The organism is Mesorhizobium sp. M0659 (assembly GCF_040320605.1).
Lineage (GTDB): Bacteria > Pseudomonadota > Alphaproteobacteria > Rhizobiales > Rhizobiaceae > Mesorhizobium.
This window is the reverse complement of the sequence record NZ_JAMYPY010000011.1, coordinates 42845-64698: the sequence shown is the minus strand read 5'-3', so window position 1 is coordinate 64698 and position 21854 is coordinate 42845. Positions and strand designations below refer to the sequence as shown.

The window sequence follows — 21854 nt, the reverse complement described above, 5'->3', positions numbered from 1 at the left end:
CTAACGGTCCGGCACTGAAGGTTGCGAGGGCTGGGTAGGTGGAGGAAGCACGAGCGGACCTCTCTTGTCGAGAACCTGCACGAGCCTCCAGCCGCGAAAGCTCCAGGCGCGCCACTGCTTCTGCTCGGCGATAGTGTCGTCGATCATCATTTGGTCGGCCAGATAGGTGGTTTGGTTTCCGAATTGGTGCATGTAGAGGCGGTCCAGCGCCGGCATGGCGGCAGCGCCGAGCGAGCGCAGATATTCGGTATCGATAGGCGTGCCGTCGCCGGTCATTTCAAGGGAATGGTCGACATTGAAATTGGCGATCGTTGCGGCGAAGTTGATGAAGCAGCAGGCATAAAGCGTCGCCGATAGCGTCGCAAGATTGGCGGAGAGCAGCCATTCGTTGGATTTTCCAAGCGCGATGCGGGCAATGATCAGTGCAAGCCCTGACGCCACCAACCCCATCCAGACGAAAGCCGCGATGCGCCAGTAGGTCAGTGCATAGACGCCGATATAGAGATCGAGCCTGAGAATCGACGAGATGACCAGCACGATGTTCTGCGCCACCCAGGCATAGACCAGCCGGCGGATCAGCGGATCGCCTGAGGTTTCGCTGCCCGGCCGCAGCGCCGCCAGCACGAAGCCGGCGGCCAGCAGCGCGGTGGCGATCAGTGGATAGGCGCCGCGATGCGCATAGGCGGCATAGCTCAACCCGTCCGGCAGGGCGACCCCACCCCAGAGATAGGCTGCGTCGAGCCCGGTCTGCAGCGCAAACAAGGCGTTGAAGACGATCAGCGCGCGCAGGATCGCGGCCTTGCCGAAGACGACGGCCTCGATCGTTGTCGCTGGTTTAGTCGCGGCCGGTGCGGCCACGGCTGCAGGCGGCGTCAAAGGTGGAAGGCGGCGCGGGAAACGCGGCAGGCGAGGCCGCAGGAAAGCCCAGACGCCGGCGATCACGAACAGCCAGAAGACGATCCGCGCCAGTTGGATGAGATCGAGCAGCTTCATCAGGTCGATCAGCGACAGCCAGTATTCGATGACCGGATTGGCGGCGCCGAACAAGAACAGGAACACCGCGCCCAGCGTCACCGGCATGACCCAGACGATGATGGACGCCAGGCGGATGCGGCGGCCGCCAAGCCGGCGCACCGTGCGGCGCCATTGGAAAAAGTCACGGATAAGGCGCAGCGGCGCCGCCAGCAGGAACAGCGCCACCTGGCCGGCAATGCGGGCGATGCCGTGCCGTAGCCGCCCGGACAGGGACAGCGCAAACACCACCAGCGCCACGACAGCTATCGCCACCGACAGCGGGCTGACGTTCTCGGCCAGCGGCAGCAGCGCGACGAACAAAGCGGCCGGCTTGAGCCAGGGTCGGGTGGAATTCAGCGCGGCAGGATGCACAGCGACCACCGCGCCGGCGATCAGGATGGCAAACAGCAGCACCGTGATCCCGGCGGGCTGGCCGTAAAAGAAAAAATCCGCCAGCGCCACGAGCAGGACGGCGATGCCGAAACGGCGGCAAAAGGTCGGGGAAAGGGACTGCGTCATGCTCGGACTTTCCTGATGGGCTGGATCCGGCCGACGGGCGGATGTCTGGGGGTAAAAGGGAGCAGGCTTGCCTCCAGGCAAAGGCCGGCCTCCGTGCGAGGCGGATCGACCAGCCACCAGCTTTCGCTGCTGAGACGATAGGGCAGGGACCAACGGTTTCGCTGTTGCATGCCGCTGTTGTGGTGGCTGCGCATGGATACGGCAGGGCGCAGCGGAGGAGGTTTTCCGCAGAGATGTGCAGTTTTCGTGCAGGACCTGTGCTTACGGCCGGGGCGCTCCCCCCCATCTTTCCGGACGTTGGCGCTGTCCCAGCCAGGCTCCTTTCCTCTCCCTCCGGAGGGGGGAGAGGTGGCTCGGCGAAGCCGAGACGGAGTGGGGGAACCACCTGGCAGTCGCCGCGAACGGACATCGGAAGGGCACTGAGCGCATGGGTCGACCCCCACTCCGTCGAGCTTCGCTCGACACCTCTCCCCCGATCGACGGGGGAGAGGAAAGGCCCCCCTTCCGCAACTGCTGCGGGACGGGCGGGGCAGCGCAAGCTTTCGCAGTTGGCTCGTCATCAGGTACCGGTCGGACGCTTGCCTCACCCGCCCCCACGCGGCATAGATCGGCCATGACAAGCGAACCTTACCGCCCGCGCCGCTCGGTGCTTTACGTCCCCGCCTCCAACGACAAGGCGCTGGCCAGGATCGCGACGCTGGCCTGCGATGCCGTGATCATCGACCTCGAAGACGCCGTCGCGCCCTCAGACAAGATCGCCGCGCGGGACAAACTGGCCGGCATTTTCGCCAGCCGACCGAAACGCCGCTGCGAGATGATCGTGCGCGTCAACGCGCTGTCCAGCGAATGGGGCAACGATGACCTGCTGACCGCGGCGAAATTCGAGCCCGACGGCATCCTGTTGTCCAAGGTCGCCACGCCGCGCGATATCCTCGAAGTCGGCGACGTGCTCGACGACAATTTTGCCCCCGACAGCGTCAAGCTCTGGGCGATGATCGAGACGCCCAAGGCCATGCTCAATATCGGCGCCATTGCCGAACTCGGCCGCGATCGCGCTTCGCGGCTAAATTGTTTCGTTGCCGGAACGAACGATCTGGTCAAGGAAACCGGCATTCTGGCGACGCCTGATCGGCGCTACCTCGTGCCTTGGCTGATGCAGATGGTGCTGGCGGCGCGAGCCGGCGGCATCGACATACTCGACGGCGTCTCCAACGATTTTCGCGACCTCGACGCGTTTGCGCGCGAATGCACGGAAGCCGCCGCCATGGGGTTCGACGGCAAGACGCTGATCCACCCCGCCCAGATCGAAACCGCCAACCGCGCCTTTGCGCCCGCGCCCGAAGCCTTGGCCGAGGCGCACGCGGTGAAAGAGGCTTTCGCCTTGCCCGAAAATGCCGGCAAGGGCGTGATTGCGCTGGATGGCAGGATGGTCGAACGGCTGCACCTGGTGCAAGCCGAAAAACTGCTGGCGAAGGCCGCCGCCATCGGCGCATGATCCGCCCCGAAAAGACGAACTCACGACAGGATCTGACCCATGAGACTTTACCGCTTTCTGTCCGCCCCCGACGATTCAACCTTCTGCCACAAGGTCACCGCGGCGCTGAACAAGGGCTGGCACCTGTACGGCTCACCGACCTACGCCTATGACAAGAAGACCAAATCGATGCGCTGCGGCCAGGCGGTGGTGAAGGATATCGACGGCCAGGAATACGGGCCGGATACGAAGCTGAGTGATTGGTAGGCGAGCTTTGCCAGCCTGTCTAAGACAGCGCTAGGCTGCCTCGGCAATATCAAGACGCACTGTAAGTCCGGCCTGTGTGGCCAGATTGATCAAGGTGTCCAGACTAAAATTCGCGATCCTGCCCCGCAGAAGATCGCTAAGGCGTGGCTGGGTAATCCCGAGCCGGTTGGCTGCTTCGGCTTGGGTAACGTCCCAACTCCGCACCCGCTGTTCGATCGCGATCAGCAAATTGGAGCGCATAGTCATGTTGGCGGACTGAGCCGGGGTGTCTTCCAGCGCATCCCAGACATTTTCAAAGCTTTGACGTTCCATGAGCATGTCTCACTGAATTTGCCTGAACCGCGATGCGGCAAGAGCCAAGTCTCGTTTCGCCGTCTGTTGCGTCTTCTTCTGGAAGGCGTGCAAGACAAAGACGGCGTCACCTATGCTGGCGACGTAAAGCACCCGGAACGCGCCAGCATCGTCTCGGACACGGATTTCCCGTACGCCTAGGCCTATCGTCGTCATCGGCTTCCAATCGCTTGGCTCAAATCCGAGTTGAACCTTGTGCAGTTGAACGCCCGTTTCCTTGCGCACCGCCTCTGGAAAAGCCCGGAGCTTGGCAAGAGAATCTCCAAGAAACTCCAGTCGCTTGGTCGGCATACAGACTTTATATCAAAACTTGTATAATTTCACAAGCAGGCTCGCCACCTGAATATCGCACAGCCTTACTCCGCCGCCTCTTCAAGCTTTTCCATATCGTCGTCCGACAGGCCGAAATGGTGGCCGATCTCGTGGATCAGCACGTGGGTGACGATGTCGCCCAGCGTCTCTTCGTTTTCGGCCCAATAGTCGAGGATGGCGCGGCGGTAGAGGGTGATGCGGTTCGGGCCTTCGCCGGTCTGCGGGTTCCAGCGCTCGGCGATGCCGCGGCCCTCGAACAGGCCAAGCAGATCAAACGGTGTCTCCAGCGACAGATCGTCCATGATCTCGTCGGTCGGGAATTCGGCGATCATGATGACGATCTCGCCGGTCAGCTTGCGAAAATCGTCGGGCAGATGTGCGTACGCCTCCAGCGCCAGAAACTCGATCTCCTCGATCGAAGGCGAGAGTTCATCGTGCCAGGTGCGGGTCTTGTAGATGCGGGCCATGCTTTGTCCTTTGATCCGGCATATAGGCTTTCCCTCCGGACTCGGCAAATGGACCGGGTACCTGGCCAATGACTGTTTCTTTGCGCCGAATGGCTGCGACCAAAGTCCAAGGTTGGCCTCGTCACCTTTGATCAAGGAATAAATTCCTTCTGACTCCGCTTGACTCTTCCGGCACCCTCTGGAATCTATAGGAACATAACAGGAACAGTTGTGAGAGAAATTGACCGTCATGGCGACATCAGCCGTGGCGCGGGAGACTGTTTTTGCCCTGCGCCGCCAGATCGCGAAGATCGAGGGAACGCTGCCCGAGCGCCTGGCCGCGCCGGCTGGCGAGGGGCTGCGCGCGGGTCCTGGCGGCGGTCTCGACGCCGCGCCTGAACCCGATGCCGATGTCACCATCATCCGGCGCGGGCTTGCCGTGGCTTCGCCGGATGCTTTCCTGGCCACCGGCGTCGAGCGCCTCGATGCGGCGCTGAGCGGCGGCCTTCCGAAAGCCGCCTTGAGCGAAATCCATGGCCTTGAGACCCGCAATGCCGGGGCCGTCGCCGGCTTTGTGCTGTCGCTGGTCAGCCTGATCCTCAAGGGCCAGCCCTTGCCCGTGCTGTGGATCGGCACGTCGGAGATTTTTCGCGAGGCCGGCTTTCCCTATGCCAGGGGAGTGCAGGGCATGTTCGGTATCGCACCGGAGCAGTTGCTGTTTTCCGAGGCGCCGAAACTCACCGATGCGCTGTGGGTAGCCGAGGAGGCCGCGAAGATGACGGCGCTCGCCGCAATCATCCTCGAAATCCGTGGCAGCCCGCAGCGGCTCGACCTCACCGCGACGCGCCGGCTGCACGCGCGCGCCCAAAACGCCGGCCGGCCGGTGTTCCTGCTGCGCCAGGCCGGCGAAGCCGAGCCGACCGCCGCCCCGGTGCGCCTCATCGTGTCGGCTGCACCAGCGGCGAGCCGCCGGACGATCGCCGGGTCGCTCGCCGGCTCGATCGGCCGGCCTGCCTTCACCGTCAGCATCGGCAAGAGCCGCACCGCTCTGCCTGGACAATTCACACTGGAGTGGAACCCCGATGAACACGCATTCGAAGAAAGAAAGCCCCGCGAAAAACGGGCAGAGAATTCTGTCGCTGTGGTTCCCGCATCTGGCGGCAGAACGGATCCTGCGCCAGCGCCTGGGACGGTCGTGGCGTTCCCGGCCTTCGGATCATCTGCCGCCATCTCACCCACCGCTCGTGATCAGCCATCGCGACCGCAACGCCCAGCGCATATCGGCCCTCGACGAGCGGGCTGAGGCGCTGCATCTGAAGCCTGGCATGGGCATTGCCGATGCGCGCGCCATGCATCCCTCGATCGACATCGTCGAGGCCGATCCGGACGCCGATCGCCGGCTGCTCGAAGGCCTCGCCGACTGGTGCGATCGCTATACGCCGCTGGTGGCGCTCGACGGTACTGATGGCCTTTATCTCGACGTCACCGGCTGCACGCATCTGTTCGGCGGCGAGCGCGCCATGCTGGACGACATCCTTGCGCGGTTTTTCCAGCAGGGTTTCGATGTCCGCGCCGGGTTGGCCGCGACGCCGGGTGCAGCCTGGGCGGCGGCGCGCTTCTGCGGCAACCGCATCGTTGTCTCCGGCGAGGAGGAAGCGCTGCTCGCCCCCTTGCCGCTGGCGGCACTGCGCATCGAGGCCGATATCCGCGCCAGCTTGGAAAGCGTCGGCCTGCGGACCGCCGGCGCGGTCATGGCAGCGCCGCGCGCGCCGCTCGCCCGTCGCTTCGGCGCGACCTTGCTGTTGCGGCTCGACCAGGCGCTCGGCCGCCTCGACGAGGCGGTATCGCCGCGCCTGCCCGTGGCCCCGCTTTCGGTCGAACGCCACCTGGCCGAGCCGGTCGTGCTGAACGCCGAGATCGAACGGCTGGTGCTCTTGCTGGCGGTGACGCTGAAGGCCGATCTCGAACGCCGCGGCGAGGGCGCAAGGATGCTGGCGCTGCTTTTGTTTCGCGTCGACGGCGCCGTCAGCCGCATCGCTGTCGGTACCTCGCGACCGTTGCGCGAACCCAAGCTTATCCAGCGCCTGTTCCATGAGCGGCTGGCCGCGCTCGAACAGGACATCGATGCCGGCTACGGCTTCGACCTGGTGCGGCTTTCGGTGCTGGCGGCCGCCGGCTTCGACATGCAGCAGGCCGATTTGACCGGCGAGACCGAGGATGACGGCGCCGACATGGCACTCTTTGCCGACCGCATCCGCGCCAGGCTCGGCGACAGTGCGGTGCTGAAACCGGTCGCCCTCGAGAGCCATCTGCCGGAGCGCGCCATCGCCACCATCCCGTTCTCGGAAGCGCCACAACGCAAAACACCGCTCAGGAAGCCGGGCTCGAAAGACGCGCCGCGCGCAACCATCTTCCCGCCGGAACGGCCGATCCGGCTGTTCCGTTCGCCCGAGCCGATCGAGGTGCCGGCCACCGAAATGCCTGAGGGTCCGCCGATGAATTTCCGCTGGCGCCGCGCGCTCTACCGGGTCGCGCGCGCCGAGGGGCCGGAACGCATCGCGCCGGAATGGTGGCGTGAAACGTCAAGCGATCCGCTCACATCGACGCGTGACTATTTCCGGATCGAGGATGCCGACGGCCGCCGCTACTGGCTCTACCGGCAAGGCCTCTATGGCAACCCGCAGGTGCCGCCGCGCTGGTTCATGCATGGGGTCTTCGCATGAACGCGCTGACCGTCATCCCCTATGCGGAATTCGGCATCCAGTCGAACTTCTCCTTCCTGCGCGGCGCCTCCAAGCCGGAGGAGCTGGTGGTGGCGGCCAAATTCCTCGGCTTTTCCTCGATCGGACTGGCAGACCGCAACACGGTGGCCGGCGTCGTGCGCGCCTGGCAGCAGGCCAAGGTCGAGAAGCTCGCCTATCACCCCGGTTGCCGCCTGGTGTTCGGCGACGGCACGCCGGACATTCTCGCCTATCCGCAGAACCGCAAGGGCTGGGGCCATCTCTGCCGCATGCTGACGCAAGCCAATTTGCGCGATGAAAACGAGAAGGGCGCGACCCTTCTCCAGCGCAGCGACCTGCTCGAATGGGGCGACCTGCTGTCGCTGGCGGTGCTGCCGGATCTCTCGGCGAATGCCGACGATCCCCTGGCATTGGTCCGTCAACTGAAAGACCGTTTCGGCGCTAATTTGCGGCTAGGCATGGCGCCGGATTATCGCGGCAATGACCGTTTCCGCATCGAGCAGGCGGCGGGCATGGCGGACATCGCCGGCGTGCCGCTGATGGCGACCAACGACGTGCTTTATCACAGCGCCGAGCGCCGCTCGCTGCAAGATGTGCTCACCGCCATCCGCCTCAATTTGCCGGTCGCCGAGGTCGGGCTGGAATTGACGGCCAACGCCGAGCGCCATCTGAAGCCGCCGCTGGAAATGGCCCGTCTCTTCCGCCGCCATCCACGGGCGCTGGCCGAGACGCTGCGCTTTGCCGGCGAACTGACCTTCTCGCTCAGCGACCTCCAGTACAATTATCCCGACGAGCCGACGCAATCAGGGCTTGGGCCGCAGGCCGAGCTAGAGCGTCTGGCCAGGGAGGGGGCCGCCACGCGCTATCCGGCGGGCGTCCCCGCTTCCGTCTTGCAGCGCATCAGTGAGGAGCTCGCTCTGATCGAGCGTCTGAATTATGCGCGCTATTTCCTGACCGTTTACGACATCGTCCAGTTCGCCCGCAATGAGGGCATTCTGTGCCAGGGCAGAGGCTCGGCCGCCAACTCGATCGTCTGCTACTGCATCGGCATCACCGAGGTCGGCCCCGAGCGCATCGACACGTTGTTCGAGCGCTTCATTTCCGAGGAGCGCAACGAGCCGCCCGACATCGACGTCGATTTCGAGCATGAGCGGCGTGAGGAGGTGATCCAGTACATCTACTCCAAATACAGCGCCAAGCGCACCGCGCTGGCTGCCGCCGTCATCAGCTATCGCGGCCGCTCGGCGCTGCGCGAGGTGGCCAAGGCCATGGGCCTGTCGGACGATGTCCGCAGTGCGCTCTCCAGTTCGATCTGGGGCTGGTCGACCTCGGAGCTCGGCGAGAAGGAGGCGCATGCCGGCGGCCTCGACCGCAACGAGACCTCGACCCGTCGCGTGATCGCCCACGCCAACGAGATCATGGGCTTTCCCCGGCACCTGTCGCAGCATGTCGGCGGCTTCGTCATTACCCGCGACCGGCTCGACGAGATCGTCCCCATCGTCAAGACGGCGATGGAGGCGCGCAAGATGGTCGAGTGGGATAAGGACGATCTCGACTCGGTGAAGATCCTGAAGGTGGATATTCTGGCGCTCGGCATGCTGACCTGCCTCAAACGCGCCTTCACCTTGCTCACCGACTATTATCCGAAGGCCCGGGATGATTACGGCCGACCCTATGTGCTGGCCACCCTGCCGCCGGAAGAGAACGACGTGTACGACATGATCTGCCGCGCCGACACGCTCGGCGTCTTCCAGATCGAATCGCGCGCGCAGATGTCTATGCTGCCGCGTCTACGCCCGCGCGAATTCTACGACCTGGTCATCGAGGTGGCGATCGTGCGGCCCGGTCCGATCCAGGGTGATATGGTGCATCCCTATCTGCGCCGCCGGCAGAAAAAGGAAATGCCTGAGTACCCCAAGCCGGAACTGGAAGAAATCCTGGGCAAGACGCTGGGCGTGCCGTTGTTCCAGGAACAGGCGATGAAGATCGCCATCGTCGCCGGCGGCTTCAGGCCGGGCGAGGCGGACGAACTACGCCGCGCCATGGCCACCTTCAAGCGCACCGGCACCATCGGCAATTACCGCCAGCGCATGATCGACGGCATGGTCGGCAAGGGATACACCAAGGACTTCGCCGAGCGCTGCTTCAAGCAGATCGAAGGCTTCGGCGAATACGGCTTTCCCGAAAGCCACGCCGCCTCCTTCGCTTTGCTCGTCTATGCCTCCTGCTGGTTCAAGACCTTTTATCCCGACGTGTTCTGCGCCGCGATCCTGAATTCGCAGCCGATGGGGTTTTACCAGCCGGCCCAGCTGGTGCGCGACGCGCGCGACCATGGCGTCGATATCCGCGACGTCGACGTCAATTTTTCCGACTGGGACTGCACCCTGGAGAAAGCCCAATTCGATCCGGGCCGCATCCTTGCGCGCCATGCCGAAATGCGCGGTGTCATCAAGACCCGGTGCGCCGTCCGGCTTGGCTTCCGTCAGATCAAGGGCTTGGCCGAGAAGCGTATGGAAGCTTTCACCGCGCGGCGCGGCGCCGGCTATACAAGCGTCAGGGATGTCTGGCTGCGCTCGGGCCTCGATGTCGGCGAAATCGAAAGACTGGCGCAGGCTGACGCCTTCCGCTCGCTCGGCCTCGACCGTCGTGAAGCCTTGTGGGCGGTACGCGCGCTGGATGGCAAGAGCGCCGCCGAACGGCTGCCGCTGTTCGACCAGCCGGCGATCCGGCTGCGCGAACTCGAGCCCGAGACAAAACTGCCGACAATGCCGCTCGGCGAGCACGTCATCCACGACTACCGCGCGCTCGGCCTGTCGCTGAAGGCGCATCCGGTCGCCTTCCTGCGCGAGCGGCTCGACCGCGCCGGCGTCATTCCCAATGCCAATCTCGGCTCGGTGCGCGACGGCAGGCGGGTCTCGGTCGCCGGCCTGGTGCTGGTGCGGCAGCGGCCCGGCAAGGGCAATGCGATCTTCCTGACGCTGGAAGACGACAAGGCCGTCGCCAACGTCATTTTCTGGGAGCGGACCTTTACCCGTTTCCGGCCCATCGTCATGGGCGCGCGCTTCGTCAAGGTCACCGGCAAGCTGCAGTCGGAATCCGACGTCATCCACATCGTCGCCGAGAAGATCGAGGATTTGACGCCGTGGCTGACGGTGCTGCTGGAAGAGATGACGCCGGCTGCCCGGCCCGACATTGCCACCCTCTCGGACAAAGCTGAAAGGGTCATGCCCAAGGGGCGGAATTTTCAGTAGGCAAGTGCAGGGCGGTCGGGAGCCCATGACATTAATGCCGGCAAGGGCAGAGGGGGGCGCGAAGGATCGCCAACAGAATGGCTTCTTAGGCTGAGGTCCGTTTGAACCACCCCTGGCCCTTCAGCCCGGCCCACCCAATCGCGGCGGCGACAGCACGTCTTCCGCCGAAATAGTCCGCGCCTCCGAGGGCAGCATGATCGGGATGCCGTCGCGCACGGGATAAGCGAGCTTGGCAGCCCGCGAGATCAACTCGCCGCGCACCGGGTCCCAGGCCAGCGGCCCCTTGGTCAGCGGGCAGGCCAGCAGCTCCAGCAATTTTGGATCGACATTGACCGACTTGCCGTCACGCCCATCCGCAGCCATTGGATCCCCCTTCAGCCATCGGCTCAGCCCTTATTGCAGGCTGGAGCCAAAGTCCTCATTCTCGCGCGCCAGCGCCATTTCGGTGATGGCGATCAGCGTCTCCGCGCGGGCTTTCAGGTCGGGCGCCTCCAGCAGCGCCTGTTTCTCGGCCGGTCCGTAGGGCGCCATCATCGACAGCGCATTGACCAGCATGGTGTTCTCGGCGCGGCTGACGCTTTCCCAATCGGCTTCGAGATCGTTGGCCTGCAGATAAGCGCGAAACGCTTTCAACAGCGCCGGCCGGTCGACCTCGCTTGCCGCCTGGTCTTCGGCAAGATCGGTGAGGAACGGCGCCAGCTTGCATTGCCGGAAAGGCGTCTTCACCGGCAATTCGCTGGTGATGCGGAAACGGCAGACGCCCTGCAGCGAAACCAGATAGCGGCCGTCGCCGCTCTCGGCCATCGAGATGATGCGCCCGGCGCAGCCGACATTGCACAGTTCCGGCTCCCCGTCGGCGCGCAACGCGCCATTGAGGCTGGGCTGGACGATGCCGATCAGCCGCGCGCCGGCGATCGCCTCATCCACCATCTGCAGGTAGCGCGGCTCGAAGATGTTGAGCGGCATGCGCCCGCCCGGCAGCAGCAGCGCGCCGGCAAGCGGAAACACCGGAATGGTTGCCGGCAGATCCTTGCCGACCCGGTAAAATGCGTTTCCGACCTGCACCTTCACTCCTCCGACCCGCTTCGGGCGCGATGTTATCGGCCTAATCTGGCGCGGCGGCCGCCGACCGCAAGGCCCGACAGCCACGCCCCGGCAATTTGGCCGGCAAACGGCTCAGGAAAACAGCAGCGACGACAATTTGCGCCGTGCCGCCAGCGTCGCCTCGTCGGTCATGCCCCAGGCCTCGAACAGTTTCAGCAGCTGCGCCCTGGCGCCGTCCTCGTTCCACGTCCGGTCGGCTTTTATAATCGCCAGAAGATTGTCGGCCGCCGCATGGCGCTCGCCCCTGGCGTTCTGGATCATGGCGAGGTCGAAACGCGCCTGGTGGTCGCCGGGATTGGCGGCCAGTCGCTGCTCGAATTCAGCTGGATTGCCAAGTGCTGCCGCTTCCGCAGCCAGCGTCATCTTGGCACGCAGCGCGGCAAGTGCCGGCGCATTTTTCTTGGCCTCCGGCGCCGTTGCCAGCAGCGCCTCGGCGCCGTCGCTGTCGCCGGCCTCGAACAGAAGCTCGCCCAGCCCGGCAATCGCCTCGATCGTCTCCGGCGCTTGCGCCAGGATGGCGTCGTAAATGTCGGCTGCGGTCTGCGCATCGCCCGCCGCATGCGCTTCCGCCGCCGCGGCCAGTGCTTCGGCCACCGGCGGCGCGCCATTGCCCTTGCCGCCGACCTTGGTGATGAACTCGGCGATCTGGCTCTCGGGGATGGCGCCCATGAAGCCGTCGACAGGCTGGCCGTCCTTGAAGGCGATGACCGCCGGGATCGACTGGATGCCGAGCTGGCCGGCGATCGAGGGATGATCGTCAATGTTCATTTTGACCAGCTTGACCTTGCCGCCGGCGGCCTTGACCGCCTTTTCCAGAAGCGGCGTGAGCTGCTTGCAGGGCCCGCACCACGGCGCCCAGAAATCGACCAGTACCGGCTGTTTGCGCGATTCCTGGATGACGTCGGCGGCGAAAGTGGCGGTCGTGGTGTCCTTGATCAGCTCGCCAGCGGCAGGTGCTGCGCCGGGTGTCGGGCCAAGTGCCGACTTGGCCGGCTCGGCGCCGCCATATTGCACGGACGTGGTGTACTGGCCAGAATTGCCGCCGAATTGGCCGCCAAACGGATTGTTGTTGTCGCTCATGTCGTCGCCCTTCCGATCGCGCCCAGCGGAGCAGCGCGACGTCCTTAACTAGAGGTCAGTTTTCGCCATCCATGTGGCGATCAAGCCGAGACTTTCAAGATAGCAGCATCATGTCCGGTTGCCTCGACGAATCTGATGAGGTCGGCGGACGCGATCGACGTCGTCGCCTCATTGGTCAGCGGATGCGCGTTGACTGTCGCATGTGCTATCAAATCCTGGTCGAGCACCACTTTGACCCGTCTTTCGGTGTCGTTGATCAGCCCGAACACGGTGACCGCGCCCGGAATGACACCGAGCAGCTCCATCAGCATCTCCGGCTTGCCGAACGACACCCGGCCGGCGGCGCCGATCATCGTGTGGATCTGCTTCAGGTCGACGACCGCCTCCTCGCCGACGCTGACCAGGAAGAAATTGTCCTTCTTGTCCTTGAGAAACAGATTTTTCGTGTGCCCGCCCGGTATCTCGCCGCGCAGCGACTGCGAATCGGCCACCGTATAGAGCGGCGGATGGCGCACGGTCGACACTGATATGCCGAGATCGGCAAGAAAGGCGAAAAGCTCGGCTTCGGTCTTCGGCATTGGTGGTCTTTCCCTGTATCGGCGCGCGGCAAAGCCGTTTACGGCCAATGATGCCGCCGAGACAAGACCGTCATGCGGGAAGTCGATGAACCACCCGCGTGGCCGACAAGGTTCCGCCAAGCGATTTGGCGCGACCAAAAAGCCCGTCATTTCCCTGTTGCAATCGCCGCGCTCTTCAGCCATATAGGCCCGGCTTGCGGCCAAAGGGCCGTGTGAGCGGGTGTAGCTCAGGGGTAGAGCACAACCTTGCCAAGGTTGGGGTCGAGCGTTCGAATCGCTTCACCCGCTCCAGTTTCCTCTAGGGGAATCAAGCGATGAAGAGGCGCCTTTCGGGGCGCCTTTTGCTTTTTCCAGACCGGCGATGTAAGCGCGTTGCGGAACACTTGTTCTCCCTCAGAACCAGGCGCAGGTAAGACGGCGTGGCGCACAATCCCTCGGGTTCAATTTCGGCGAAAGGCGGCACCGCATCTGAAGCGCTTGCTTGGCTGGCGTTGCGGAACGCCGCGTCCGAATGCGGCTCAGGCTCGCGCTTGATCGACCCGCAGCCCCTGCGCGCACTCCCGGCGGGACGCAAGTGGGCGCATGAGATTGCCAAGGTAATCTTCGATGGCCTCATGGCAGGAAGCCTGTCGGTGCCGGCGCAATTGGCTGCCGGATGGGCGAGGTTCGGCAGCGCAACCACCGCGTTGATCATCGAACTCGGCAAGATCTGGGACAATCCCGCAGCGGCTCGCCGCGTCCAGTACCAGCTTGAGCAAATGCTTCTCGAACCCGACGATCTTGCGACGCCGCGCAGGCTGGCGCGAACGCTCGGAATTCGCGTCGACGCTCGCAATCCGACCGCGACCGAACTGCCGGAAGGCATCGATCAGATCTATGCCCATCTGATGCTGGATGGCCGGATCGAGGCTGTCGTGCAGTTCGGTGCACTCGGGACGGTGACGAGCGATCATTGGATTGAATTGATCCTGGATGTAGTGCCTGCTGAGCGGCTTGCGGGAGGATCGCCTGGACCGCAAAAGGGCGCCGGCGCGACCACGTCAAACACGCCTGCAGCCGAGGTATCGTTTGCCATGGCGGGAAGCGAGCCCGATCAGGACAGCCACTTCGGCAAACTCGCGCAATTGGCCGCACAGGCGCATGACCTGGTTCGGTCGAGCGCTGAACCGTCAGAGCCTGTTACGCCGCGCCGCGCACGGGTCGCGGACAAGCACGACGAGGATCGCACGGCGTTCTGGAACAGCTATTTCGCGACCGAGGATCCCTGGAACTACAGCTCGCTCTATGAGCAGGAAAAATATGAGCGGCAGATCGAGATCCTGCCTGCCGGTCCCATCGGCCGGGCGCTTGAGCTGGCCTGTGCGGAGGGCCATTTCACGCGGCAGCTGGCGCCGCGCGTGGGCCATCTGACCGCAACCGACATCTCCGCCATAGCCATCGAGCGAGCCCGCGCCCGATGCAACAATCAGGCGAATGTCGAGTTCGGCGTACTCGATTTCGCTGCCGACACGCTGCCGGGTGAGATGGATCTGATCTTCTGTTCGGAGGTGCTCTACTATCTGGACGATCTCGCCGAGTTGCGGCGCATCGCCGAGAAATTTGCCGAGGCGTTGGCGCCTGGCGGTAGTTTCATCAGCGCACACGCATTCGTGCTGCGTGACAATGTCGAAAAGACGGGCTTCGACTGGAACACATTCGGTGCCCAGGCGATCTCCGAGACGCTGGCAGCGACCGAAGGCCTGGTGCTCGAGCAATCGATCCAGACCGAGCTCTACCGCATAGACCGCTTCCGCCGCCTATCGCCGGGCGATGTGGCGACGGACCCGGTGATCGATCATGTGCCGATCCGCGCGCCCATCGAAATCGGCGTCGCGCGAAATATCGTCTGGGGTGGGGCGCGAGCCTTGCGCCGCGACGTCGCACGTAACGAGCAGCGCCAGCATATCCCTGTCCTCATGTATCACGGCGTTGCCGATGAAGGTCCGGCCGCGCTCGCTCGCTTTCGGCTCACGCCCGCCGCATTCGCCAGCCAGATGGGATGGCTGCGCGCCAATGGCTTTCACGCCATTGGCTCCGAGCAGCTGGAAGCATCCATCGCCAACCGTCAGCCTTTCGTCGGCCGCCCGGTGCTCATCACCTTCGATGACGGCTTCCAGAACTTCGCCGACCATGCCTGGCCGATCTTGCGCGCCAACGACCTGAACGCGGAAGTGTTCCTGGTGACGGACCTGGTGGGCGAAAGTGCAAAGTGGGACACCGACATCGGTCCGCCGACGCCGCTTATGGGCGCCGGGACGGTGCGACGCCTCGCTGCCGAAGGCGCCTTCTTCGGCAGCCACATGGCGACGCATCGCGCCATAGATGGTCTGTCGAGCGCTGACCTGGCCGCCGAGCTCCTGCGCTCTCGTCTGTTCATCGAACGCTGGACCGGCCGGCCAACCAGGGCGTTCGCGGCCCCCTTCTCCGTCACCGACCGACGGCTTGGCCGGCTGGCTAGGGAGTGCGGCTATCGAGTAGGCTTCGGCCGCAGGCACGGGCCGGCGGACCTCCATAGCGATCTCATCGACCTTCCGCGCATCGAGATTCGCGGCGACCGCTCGCTCGATGACTTTGTCGCCACTGTCGAGGCCGTGCTCGGATAAACGGTGAACTTGTCAGTTCATTATTGGGCGACTTGCGACACGGCTGACATCAGCTCCTTCGGGTTTGGGGCGCCAAACATGTATCGCCCACCCTCCGGGACCTCCGTGAAGCTCCAGCGGACGATCCCCTGCCGGTCCAGCAGGAACTGACCAACCAGTTGTCCGTGTCCCGTGGCCATCATCTGCTCGTCGGCTTCGGTCAGTTCGTAGTGGTCCTTCTTGTCGAGGATTGCGGCGGCTGTCATCGGATCCATGGGACCGGGCAATTCGCCAGGTATGTCGACCCGCATGTCCTGTGCCGCTGCCATCGCGACCTTGTACGGCCAGTTCGTCTCGTTCTCGGTGAATTCGAGATTGGGCAGTCCAAAAGCACGATGTGAAGCGCGTTCCGGGTCCGACGCCGCAAGCAGGTTCGGCATTGGATGGTAGCGGAAATAGAGCCGCGCCCGTTCGATCGGCGTGTTGACCACCGTCAGGCTCTCCACGCCCTTTTCGCGCAGCTCCGGATCGAGACGCGCCTGAGCGGCGATGTGGCGCCGGCAAAACGCACAATGCAGACCTCGAAACAGGCCGACCAGCACCGGTTTTTGCCCGCGAAAGTCGTCAAGCGCAATCTTGCCTTCCTGGGTAATGGCGTCGAGTATCAGGTTCGGCGCCCGGTCGCCCGGTTGAAGCGGTATCAATCCACTAGGCGCGGACATGTCCAACCCCCTATCCCGGCTAGTCGAGAAAAGGCAGCACCACAAGCGCTTCCGGGTCGAGCCCGTGCTGGGCGCATATACCCTGCGCCAGGGAAAAGTAGCGTTCGGCCTCGGCCAGATTGTCGAGGTCGAGATTAAGCGTTGCGAGTCCATCATAGCACGGAAACAGAAGTTGGGGCTCGCCCGTTTCGCGGGCTACCTCCAGTGCTTCGTGGAACAAGCCGATCGCCAGTTCCGGATGGCCGTTGCACTGGTGGATCTGCCCAAGCACGATCAACGGCACTGGCAGGTGCTCGCGCTGGTCGAGCGCCCGGTCAATCTCGATGGCCTTCTCGGCAGCAGGCACGCCCTCCGTTGGACAGCGATCCGTGAAAGTACAACAAGCTACCGCCAGATTGGCGAGGAGGCGCGCCTGGAAACCCAAATCGCCAATACGGCGCGCCACTTCAAGACCGCGCCGACAGACCTCCATCGCCTTCGCCGGATCGATGGTCGTGTAGAGCACCCCGAGATTGGTGTAGCCGCGGCAGGCCGCGCCCAGCAGACCGGCGGCTTCGGCCAATTCAATGCTGCGCTCAACCTCACGCACGGCTTCATGGTTTCGCCCAAGGCGAGCCAGCGCAACAGCCTTGGTATTAAGTGCCTCGGCGGTCACGAGGGTGGCATCATCGGAGACATGTTCCGTTGTCAGAGAGCGTACGCAATCCAGCGCCGCGTCTGCCCATTTTGCCGCGAGAGTGTGATCTCCGCTGCGGAACGCCTGTCGGCCACGTTCTTGCCAGAGATGCGCCTGCTCGATCGGGACATCCGCTCCATCGAGGAGCGCTGCCGCTTCAGCGTAGCGCGATTCCGCGTCGTCCCGCTTGCCCACGTCCCAAAACAGCCGACCGATCTTGCGCAAAACGCGCGCCGCCGCGACACGATCGGCTGACTCGCGATAGGCCTGCAGCACCGCCTCGTAGTGGCGGTGTGCAATCTCGCGGCGGCCTGCCGGGCCGCTCAAATCGGCAATGCGCTCTGCAATTGCCAGTTTGAGCGGTGTTTGCCCGATCGCGCCCAACGCAGTCAGTGCTCGCTCGTAGAAACGAAGGGCGTCGTCATTGGCGTATATCATGCGAGCGCGATCTCCCGCCGCCTGCAGGTAATGCGCGCCCCTCTCCCGCTCGGCGCTCTGAGCGAAATGATGACCGAGCACGGCCAGATCCTCGAACCGTTCCGGCTTGTCGCCGCACAGTTGCTCCAGGGCGGCACCTACCCGGCGGTGGATGTCGGTCCGGCGTTGCAGGAGCAGATTCTGGTAGATCACGTCCTGCAGCAATGTTTGCGTAAAGCGGTAGCTTTGCGACGAGACCGAGCCTGATCCGGCAACTTCCTCGATGATTTCCGCATCGCAAAGCAGTTCGCAGCCCGCTTCCAGTCGGCCGGGGTCGGCTGCCACGGCTTTCAGAAGCGTGGCATCGAAGCGCGGGCCGATTACCGCGGCTTCCTGGGCCAACCGGCGCACCTCTTGCGGCAGCCGGTCGACGCGAGCAAGCAACATTGCCTGGATCGTGGCGGGGATGCCGGTTGCGACTTCGCCTGCCACGGTCCGCCATTGCTGGCCCTCGCGCACCAATACACCGCGATCGATAAGGCCGCGAACGATCTCCTCCAAGAAAAGCGGGTTGCCGCCCGCGCGCTCGAGGATCTGGTCGAGAAGCCCTCCTGCGGCGTTTACCCAGCTCTCGCCGAAAAGCGCCGCCACCAGGCGGCGTCCGTCATCGCTGTCGAGCGGCGAAAGCCTGAGCGCTGTGTGGCTGACCCGACTTGAGTCGAGTTGGTCGTTGTCCGACGCCGGACGATGCGTGACCAGCAACATCAGCCGCGTGCGTTCCAGTCTGTCCATCAAGAAACGCAGTGCCTCGAGCGAGACGGAGTCGGCCCAGTGCAGGTCTTCGACGACAATCAACAGCGGCGACAACGCAAGCCGCCGTTCCATGATTGTGCGGACCGCGTAGAGAATTTGCCGCCGCAGCTGCTCGGGCTCGACATGCTGCAAGGTGGCATCGGGGTCGCCGAGGCCAAGCACATGGTAGAGCAAAGGCATCAGCCGCTTCGCCTCCTCGCCCTGCAGGCCGAGATCGGCAAGCAAGGCTGCGAGCTTGCCCCGCATTTCGTCCCCATTGTCGTTTTGCATCATCCCGGCAGCGCTGCGCACCACTGCACCCAGGGCGCCAAATGATTGTTCACCCAGCGGTGAGCACGTGGCCTGCCGCACGGCGACGTTGCGAAAACGATCCTCGTCGCCGACGCGGGCGACGAACTCCTTCACCAACCGCGACTTCCCGATACCGGCTTCGCCGACGAGGCGGACAAGCTGGGCCGAGCCGCCGCACGCCAAGTCAAGGCTCGCCAGCATTCTGTTGAGCTCCGCATCACGACCTATTATGGGCGCACTGAGGCCGAGCGCCTCGAGCCCGCGCGCTGCACGCGGCGCCGCAAGCGGTGCATCCAGTCGGTGGACGAGCACACTGCCAGCCTTGCCGCGAAAGACGACATCGCCCAGCGACTCGTACGAGAAGGCATGCCGGGTCAGCCTGTGCGTGAGTTCGCCCACCAGCACCTCACCCGGTGCAGCCAGCGATTGCAGGCGTTGCGCCGTATTCACCGTGTCGCCGGTCACCGAATAGGATTTCGCGGTGCCGATGCCCAATCCGCCAGTAACGACCGGACCCGTGTTTATGCCTATGTGGAGCAGCAGCGGCGAGCCGGAGTGGCGGGTGCTTTCACCGAGCCGCGCCGTCCGGGCGATCATGTCGAGAGCGGCTCGAAGCGCACGTTCCGGATCGTCCTCATGCGCGACCGGCGCACCGAACAAGGCGAGCAGAGCGTCGCCGATGAATTTGTCGACGAAACCACCAAAGCCTTGCACGGCCGCCGTCAATTCCTTGAACAGTTCGTTCTGCAGCGCCTGCATGACCTCGGGGTCGAGCTGCTCGCTGAGTGTCGTGAAGCCGCAGAGATCGGCGAACAGCACCGTTACCGTTCGTCGATCGGCGTCGGAGACGGAATGCGGCCCCTCTTCGCTTTCGATGTTCGGCGATGGAGCTCGAGAGGGCTGCGCAATGGTGCGGCTTGGTGTCGGAGCAGGCCGTTCGGCAGCTTTTGCGGACGCACCGACGCTTGCCCCACATTTAGGACAGAACTCGAAATCAGGTGCGCAGGCGTAGCCGCAACTGGCGCATGGCACGGGCTGGCGGCGGCCACACTTCGGACAGAAGGCGTAACCGCCCTCGATCTCGAAACCGCAGCCCGAGCAGTTCATGGACACCTCACCAGAGCATGATGCCGAAGAGTGTGAAGCGGTTTTCGGACGACATCATGCTCTATCTCTTTGACCTTGGGCCATGACGCGTGATCTCGCCACGCTCGTCACGGCCGGGGTATTCACAAGGATGAACCGATAGTCGTCAACCGGCAAGCGGCAGCGCAAATGGGCATCGGTCTGGGTTCGGCGGTGGAGCACTGCCGATACGGGCGGCTGCGTGGCCGTGATTTGCGAAAATTCCCTCGTCCCGCCGTCTTCCTGCTATGATGGAGATGAGGAGGCGACCCATGAGCGAGAACCGTAAGCTGGCCGCAATCCTGGCTGCAGATGTGGTCGGATACAGCCGGCTCGCGAGCGCGGACGAAGATCGTACCTTGGCGCGGTTGCGGGCACTGCGCAGCGACCTGATCGATCCGATCATTGCAGTGCACCACGGGCGGGTTATCAAGCGTACCGGAGATGGGGCACTGGTTGAGTTTCGCAGTGTGGTCGATGCCGTGCGCTGCGCCGTTGAGATTCAAAACGGTATGGTTGAGCGCAATGCCGGCGTACCGCAGGAGCGCCGCATCGAGTTCAGGATAGGCATCCATCTGGGCGACGTGGTCGAAGAGAGCGATGGCGACCTGATGGGTGACGGCGTCAACATCGCCTCGCGTCTGGAGGGCGTTGCGGCGCCCGGCGCCATCTGCCTGTCCGAGGATGCCTATCGCCAGGTCAAGGCCAGGCTTGACCTCTCGGTCAGCGATCTCGGCAGCACACAGCTCAAGAACATCGCCGAGCCGATCCGAGTGTATTCGCTGCAAGTCGGCGCCGGGGCCAAGGTGGCCGCGACCTCGCAAACCCCGACGAGCCCTCCGGCTGCGGCAGCGCCGCCGAAACTGTCGATCGCCGTGCTGCCGTTCGCCAATATGAGCGGTGATGCCGAACAGGACTACTTCGCCGACGGCATCTCCGAAGACATCATCACGGCGCTGTCCAAACTGTCACAGCTCTTCGTCATCGCTCGCAATTCGTCCTTCATCTTCAAGGGCCAGAACGTCCATGTGCAGGATGTCGGCACGAAGCTCGGCGTGCGCTATGTCCTTGAAGGCAGCGTACGCAAGTCGGGGAACAAGGTACGCATCACCGCGCAGCTCATCGATGCAATCTCAGGCGGCCATCTTTGGGCGGAGCGGTTCGATCGCGATCTGACCGACATATTCGCCGTGCAGGATGACGTGACGCAGCACATCGTCGGTGCGCTGGCGCTCAATCTGACCGAGGATGACCGTCTGCGGCTGGCGCCCGAACACCAGCGCAACCCGGAGGCGTATGACTGTTTCCTGCGGGGCCGGGAGCTGTGGCACCGGCTGACGAAGGACACGAACGTCGCGGCCCGCGAGCTCTTGCAGCGGGCCATCGAACTGGACGCGAAATTTGCCTCTGCCCACGCTTTCCTAGCCCTCACGCACGGGCTCGATTACCTCAACAGGTGGGGTGCGTCGGACTCGATGGCGCAAGCGGAAGAGGCAGCAACGCGAGCGGTAACGCTGGATGACAGCGATCCCTGGGCGCACTGGGCACTGGCATCGGCCAAGCTTTACACACGGCGGCACGATGAAGCCATCGGCGAGGTCGAGCGCGCGATAGCCCTCAATCCGAACTTCGCCGAAGCGCACGTCGCCCGCGGCGAGGCGCTGTATTATTCGGGTAGACCCGCGGAGGCGCTAGAGAGTTTCGCCCGGGGAAAGACCTTGAATCCATACTTTCCGGATGTGCTTCTGCACTTCCAGGCTTTGGCATCGTTTCAACTGGGAAGGTACGAAGAGGCCGTCGACCTCTTGCTGCAACGGCTGGCTCGCAACGCTGTCACCGACGTCTCGCGTGCGCTTCTGGCCGCATGCTACGGCCATCTGGGCCGTTTGGAGCAGGCCCATGCGGCATGGCAGGACCTGCTTCGCGTCAACCCCGCCTATTCGCTGGAACACCGTCGCAAAGTCTTGCCTTACAAGAACCCTGCCGATTTCGAACTCATGGTCGAGGGGCTCCGCAAGGCCGGCGTGGTGCAATGACGGGCTAAAGCCCGGC

Annotated in this window: 17 protein-coding genes and 1 tRNA gene; 8 read left to right on the top strand and 10 right to left on the bottom strand. The window is 64.0% G+C overall.

Features of this window, described 5'->3' with window-relative positions:
• Positions 1-1533 (bottom strand): DUF4153 domain-containing protein, encoded by a 1533-nt coding sequence (locus tag NKI31_RS18720; protein WP_352652296.1) that lies wholly within the window; start codon positions 1531-1533, stop codon positions 1-3.
• 613 nt (positions 1534-2146) lie between these two features.
• Between NKI31_RS18720 and NKI31_RS18715 the strand changes: the two genes are divergently transcribed.
• The gene (locus tag NKI31_RS18715) at positions 2147-3028 is read left to right on the top strand and encodes an HpcH/HpaI aldolase/citrate lyase family protein (RefSeq protein WP_023673922.1); all 882 of its coding nucleotides are present in this window, start codon (positions 2147-2149) and stop codon (positions 3026-3028) included.
• Between the two features lie 39 nt (positions 3029-3067).
• Positions 3068-3274 (top strand): DUF1737 domain-containing protein, encoded by a 207-nt coding sequence (locus NKI31_RS18710; RefSeq protein ID WP_023673921.1) that lies wholly within the window; start codon positions 3068-3070, stop codon positions 3272-3274.
• A gap of 30 nt (positions 3275-3304) precedes the next feature.
• On the opposite strand, the gene NKI31_RS18705 is transcribed toward NKI31_RS18710, so the two are convergent.
• From NKI31_RS18705 to NKI31_RS18695, 3 genes are all read right to left on the bottom strand, one after another.
• Positions 3305-3586: a helix-turn-helix domain-containing protein gene (locus NKI31_RS18705; protein ID WP_023673920.1), complete on the bottom strand. Its 282-nt coding sequence runs from the start codon at positions 3584-3586 to the stop codon at positions 3305-3307.
• 9 nt (positions 3587-3595) lie between these two features.
• Positions 3596-3916, bottom strand: a complete 321-nt coding sequence (locus NKI31_RS18700) for a type II toxin-antitoxin system RelE/ParE family toxin (RefSeq protein ID WP_023673919.1) — start codon at positions 3914-3916, stop codon at positions 3596-3598.
• 65 nt (positions 3917-3981) lie between these two features.
• Positions 3982-4404, bottom strand: coding sequence for a metallopeptidase family protein (locus NKI31_RS18695; RefSeq protein WP_023673918.1), 423 nt, complete (start codon positions 4402-4404; stop codon positions 3982-3984).
• Positions 4405-4633: 229 nt separating this feature from the next.
• Here NKI31_RS18695 and NKI31_RS18690 point away from each other — a divergent pair, with 229 nt between their 5' ends.
• The 3 genes from NKI31_RS18690 to NKI31_RS18680 are packed head-to-tail and all read left to right on the top strand — an operon-like array spanning position 4634 to position 10375.
• Positions 4634-5686, top strand: coding sequence for an ImuA family protein (locus tag NKI31_RS18690; RefSeq protein WP_023745942.1), 1053 nt, complete (start codon positions 4634-4636; stop codon positions 5684-5686).
• Positions 5628-7106, top strand: a complete 1479-nt coding sequence (locus NKI31_RS18685; RefSeq protein ID WP_352652295.1) for a DUF6504 family protein — start codon at positions 5628-5630, stop codon at positions 7104-7106. Before NKI31_RS18690 ends, NKI31_RS18685 begins: the two co-directional genes overlap by 59 nt.
• A complete protein-coding gene (locus tag NKI31_RS18680; protein WP_352519404.1) occupies positions 7103-10375 on the top strand; it encodes an error-prone DNA polymerase in 3273 nt (1090 codons plus the stop codon). The genes NKI31_RS18685 and NKI31_RS18680 overlap by 4 nt, the downstream gene beginning before the upstream one ends.
• A 120-nt stretch (positions 10376-10495) precedes the next feature.
• On the opposite strand, the gene NKI31_RS18675 is transcribed toward NKI31_RS18680, so the two are convergent.
• From NKI31_RS18675 to NKI31_RS18660, 4 genes are all read right to left on the bottom strand, one after another.
• A complete protein-coding gene (locus NKI31_RS18675; RefSeq protein ID WP_023816100.1) occupies positions 10496-10738 on the bottom strand; it encodes a Trm112 family protein in 243 nt (80 codons plus the stop codon).
• 30 nt (positions 10739-10768) lie between these two features.
• Positions 10769-11440 (bottom strand): LON peptidase substrate-binding domain-containing protein, encoded by a 672-nt coding sequence (locus NKI31_RS18670; protein ID WP_023685086.1) that lies wholly within the window; start codon positions 11438-11440, stop codon positions 10769-10771.
• 111 nt (positions 11441-11551) lie between these two features.
• Positions 11552-12559, bottom strand: coding sequence for a thioredoxin (trxA, locus tag NKI31_RS18665; protein ID WP_023736734.1), 1008 nt, complete (start codon positions 12557-12559; stop codon positions 11552-11554).
• Positions 12560-12639: 80 nt separating this feature from the next.
• Positions 12640-13137 carry a prolyl-tRNA synthetase associated domain-containing protein gene (locus NKI31_RS18660; RefSeq protein ID WP_023672125.1) on the bottom strand — a complete coding sequence of 166 codons (498 nt, stop codon included), beginning with the start codon at positions 13135-13137 and terminating at the stop codon, positions 12640-12642.
• 216 nt (positions 13138-13353) lie between these two features.
• Here NKI31_RS18660 and NKI31_RS18655 point away from each other — a divergent pair.
• Positions 13354-13428 (top strand) — tRNA-Gly (locus tag NKI31_RS18655).
• Positions 13429-13556: 128 nt separating this feature from the next.
• A complete protein-coding gene (locus NKI31_RS18650; RefSeq protein WP_352652294.1) occupies positions 13557-15779 on the top strand; it encodes an SAM-dependent methyltransferase in 2223 nt (740 codons plus the stop codon).
• A gap of 20 nt (positions 15780-15799) precedes the next feature.
• Here the strand turns inward: NKI31_RS18650 and NKI31_RS18645 are convergent, their stop codons facing one another.
• Positions 15800-16480, bottom strand: a complete 681-nt coding sequence (locus NKI31_RS18645; RefSeq protein WP_023672127.1) for a redoxin domain-containing protein — start codon at positions 16478-16480, stop codon at positions 15800-15802.
• A 19-nt stretch (positions 16481-16499) separates the two neighbouring features.
• Positions 16500-19784 carry an adenylate/guanylate cyclase domain-containing protein gene (locus NKI31_RS18640; protein ID WP_352652292.1) on the bottom strand — a complete coding sequence of 1095 codons (3285 nt, stop codon included), beginning with the start codon at positions 19782-19784 and terminating at the stop codon, positions 16500-16502.
• A 290-nt stretch (positions 19785-20074) separates the two neighbouring features.
• On the opposite strand from NKI31_RS18640, the gene NKI31_RS18635 reads away from it, so the two are divergent.
• Entirely contained in the window at positions 20075-21838 is a 1764-nt protein-coding gene (locus tag NKI31_RS18635; RefSeq protein ID WP_352514266.1) for an adenylate/guanylate cyclase domain-containing protein, read from the top strand.
• The last annotated feature ends 16 nt before the right edge of the window (positions 21839-21854 follow it).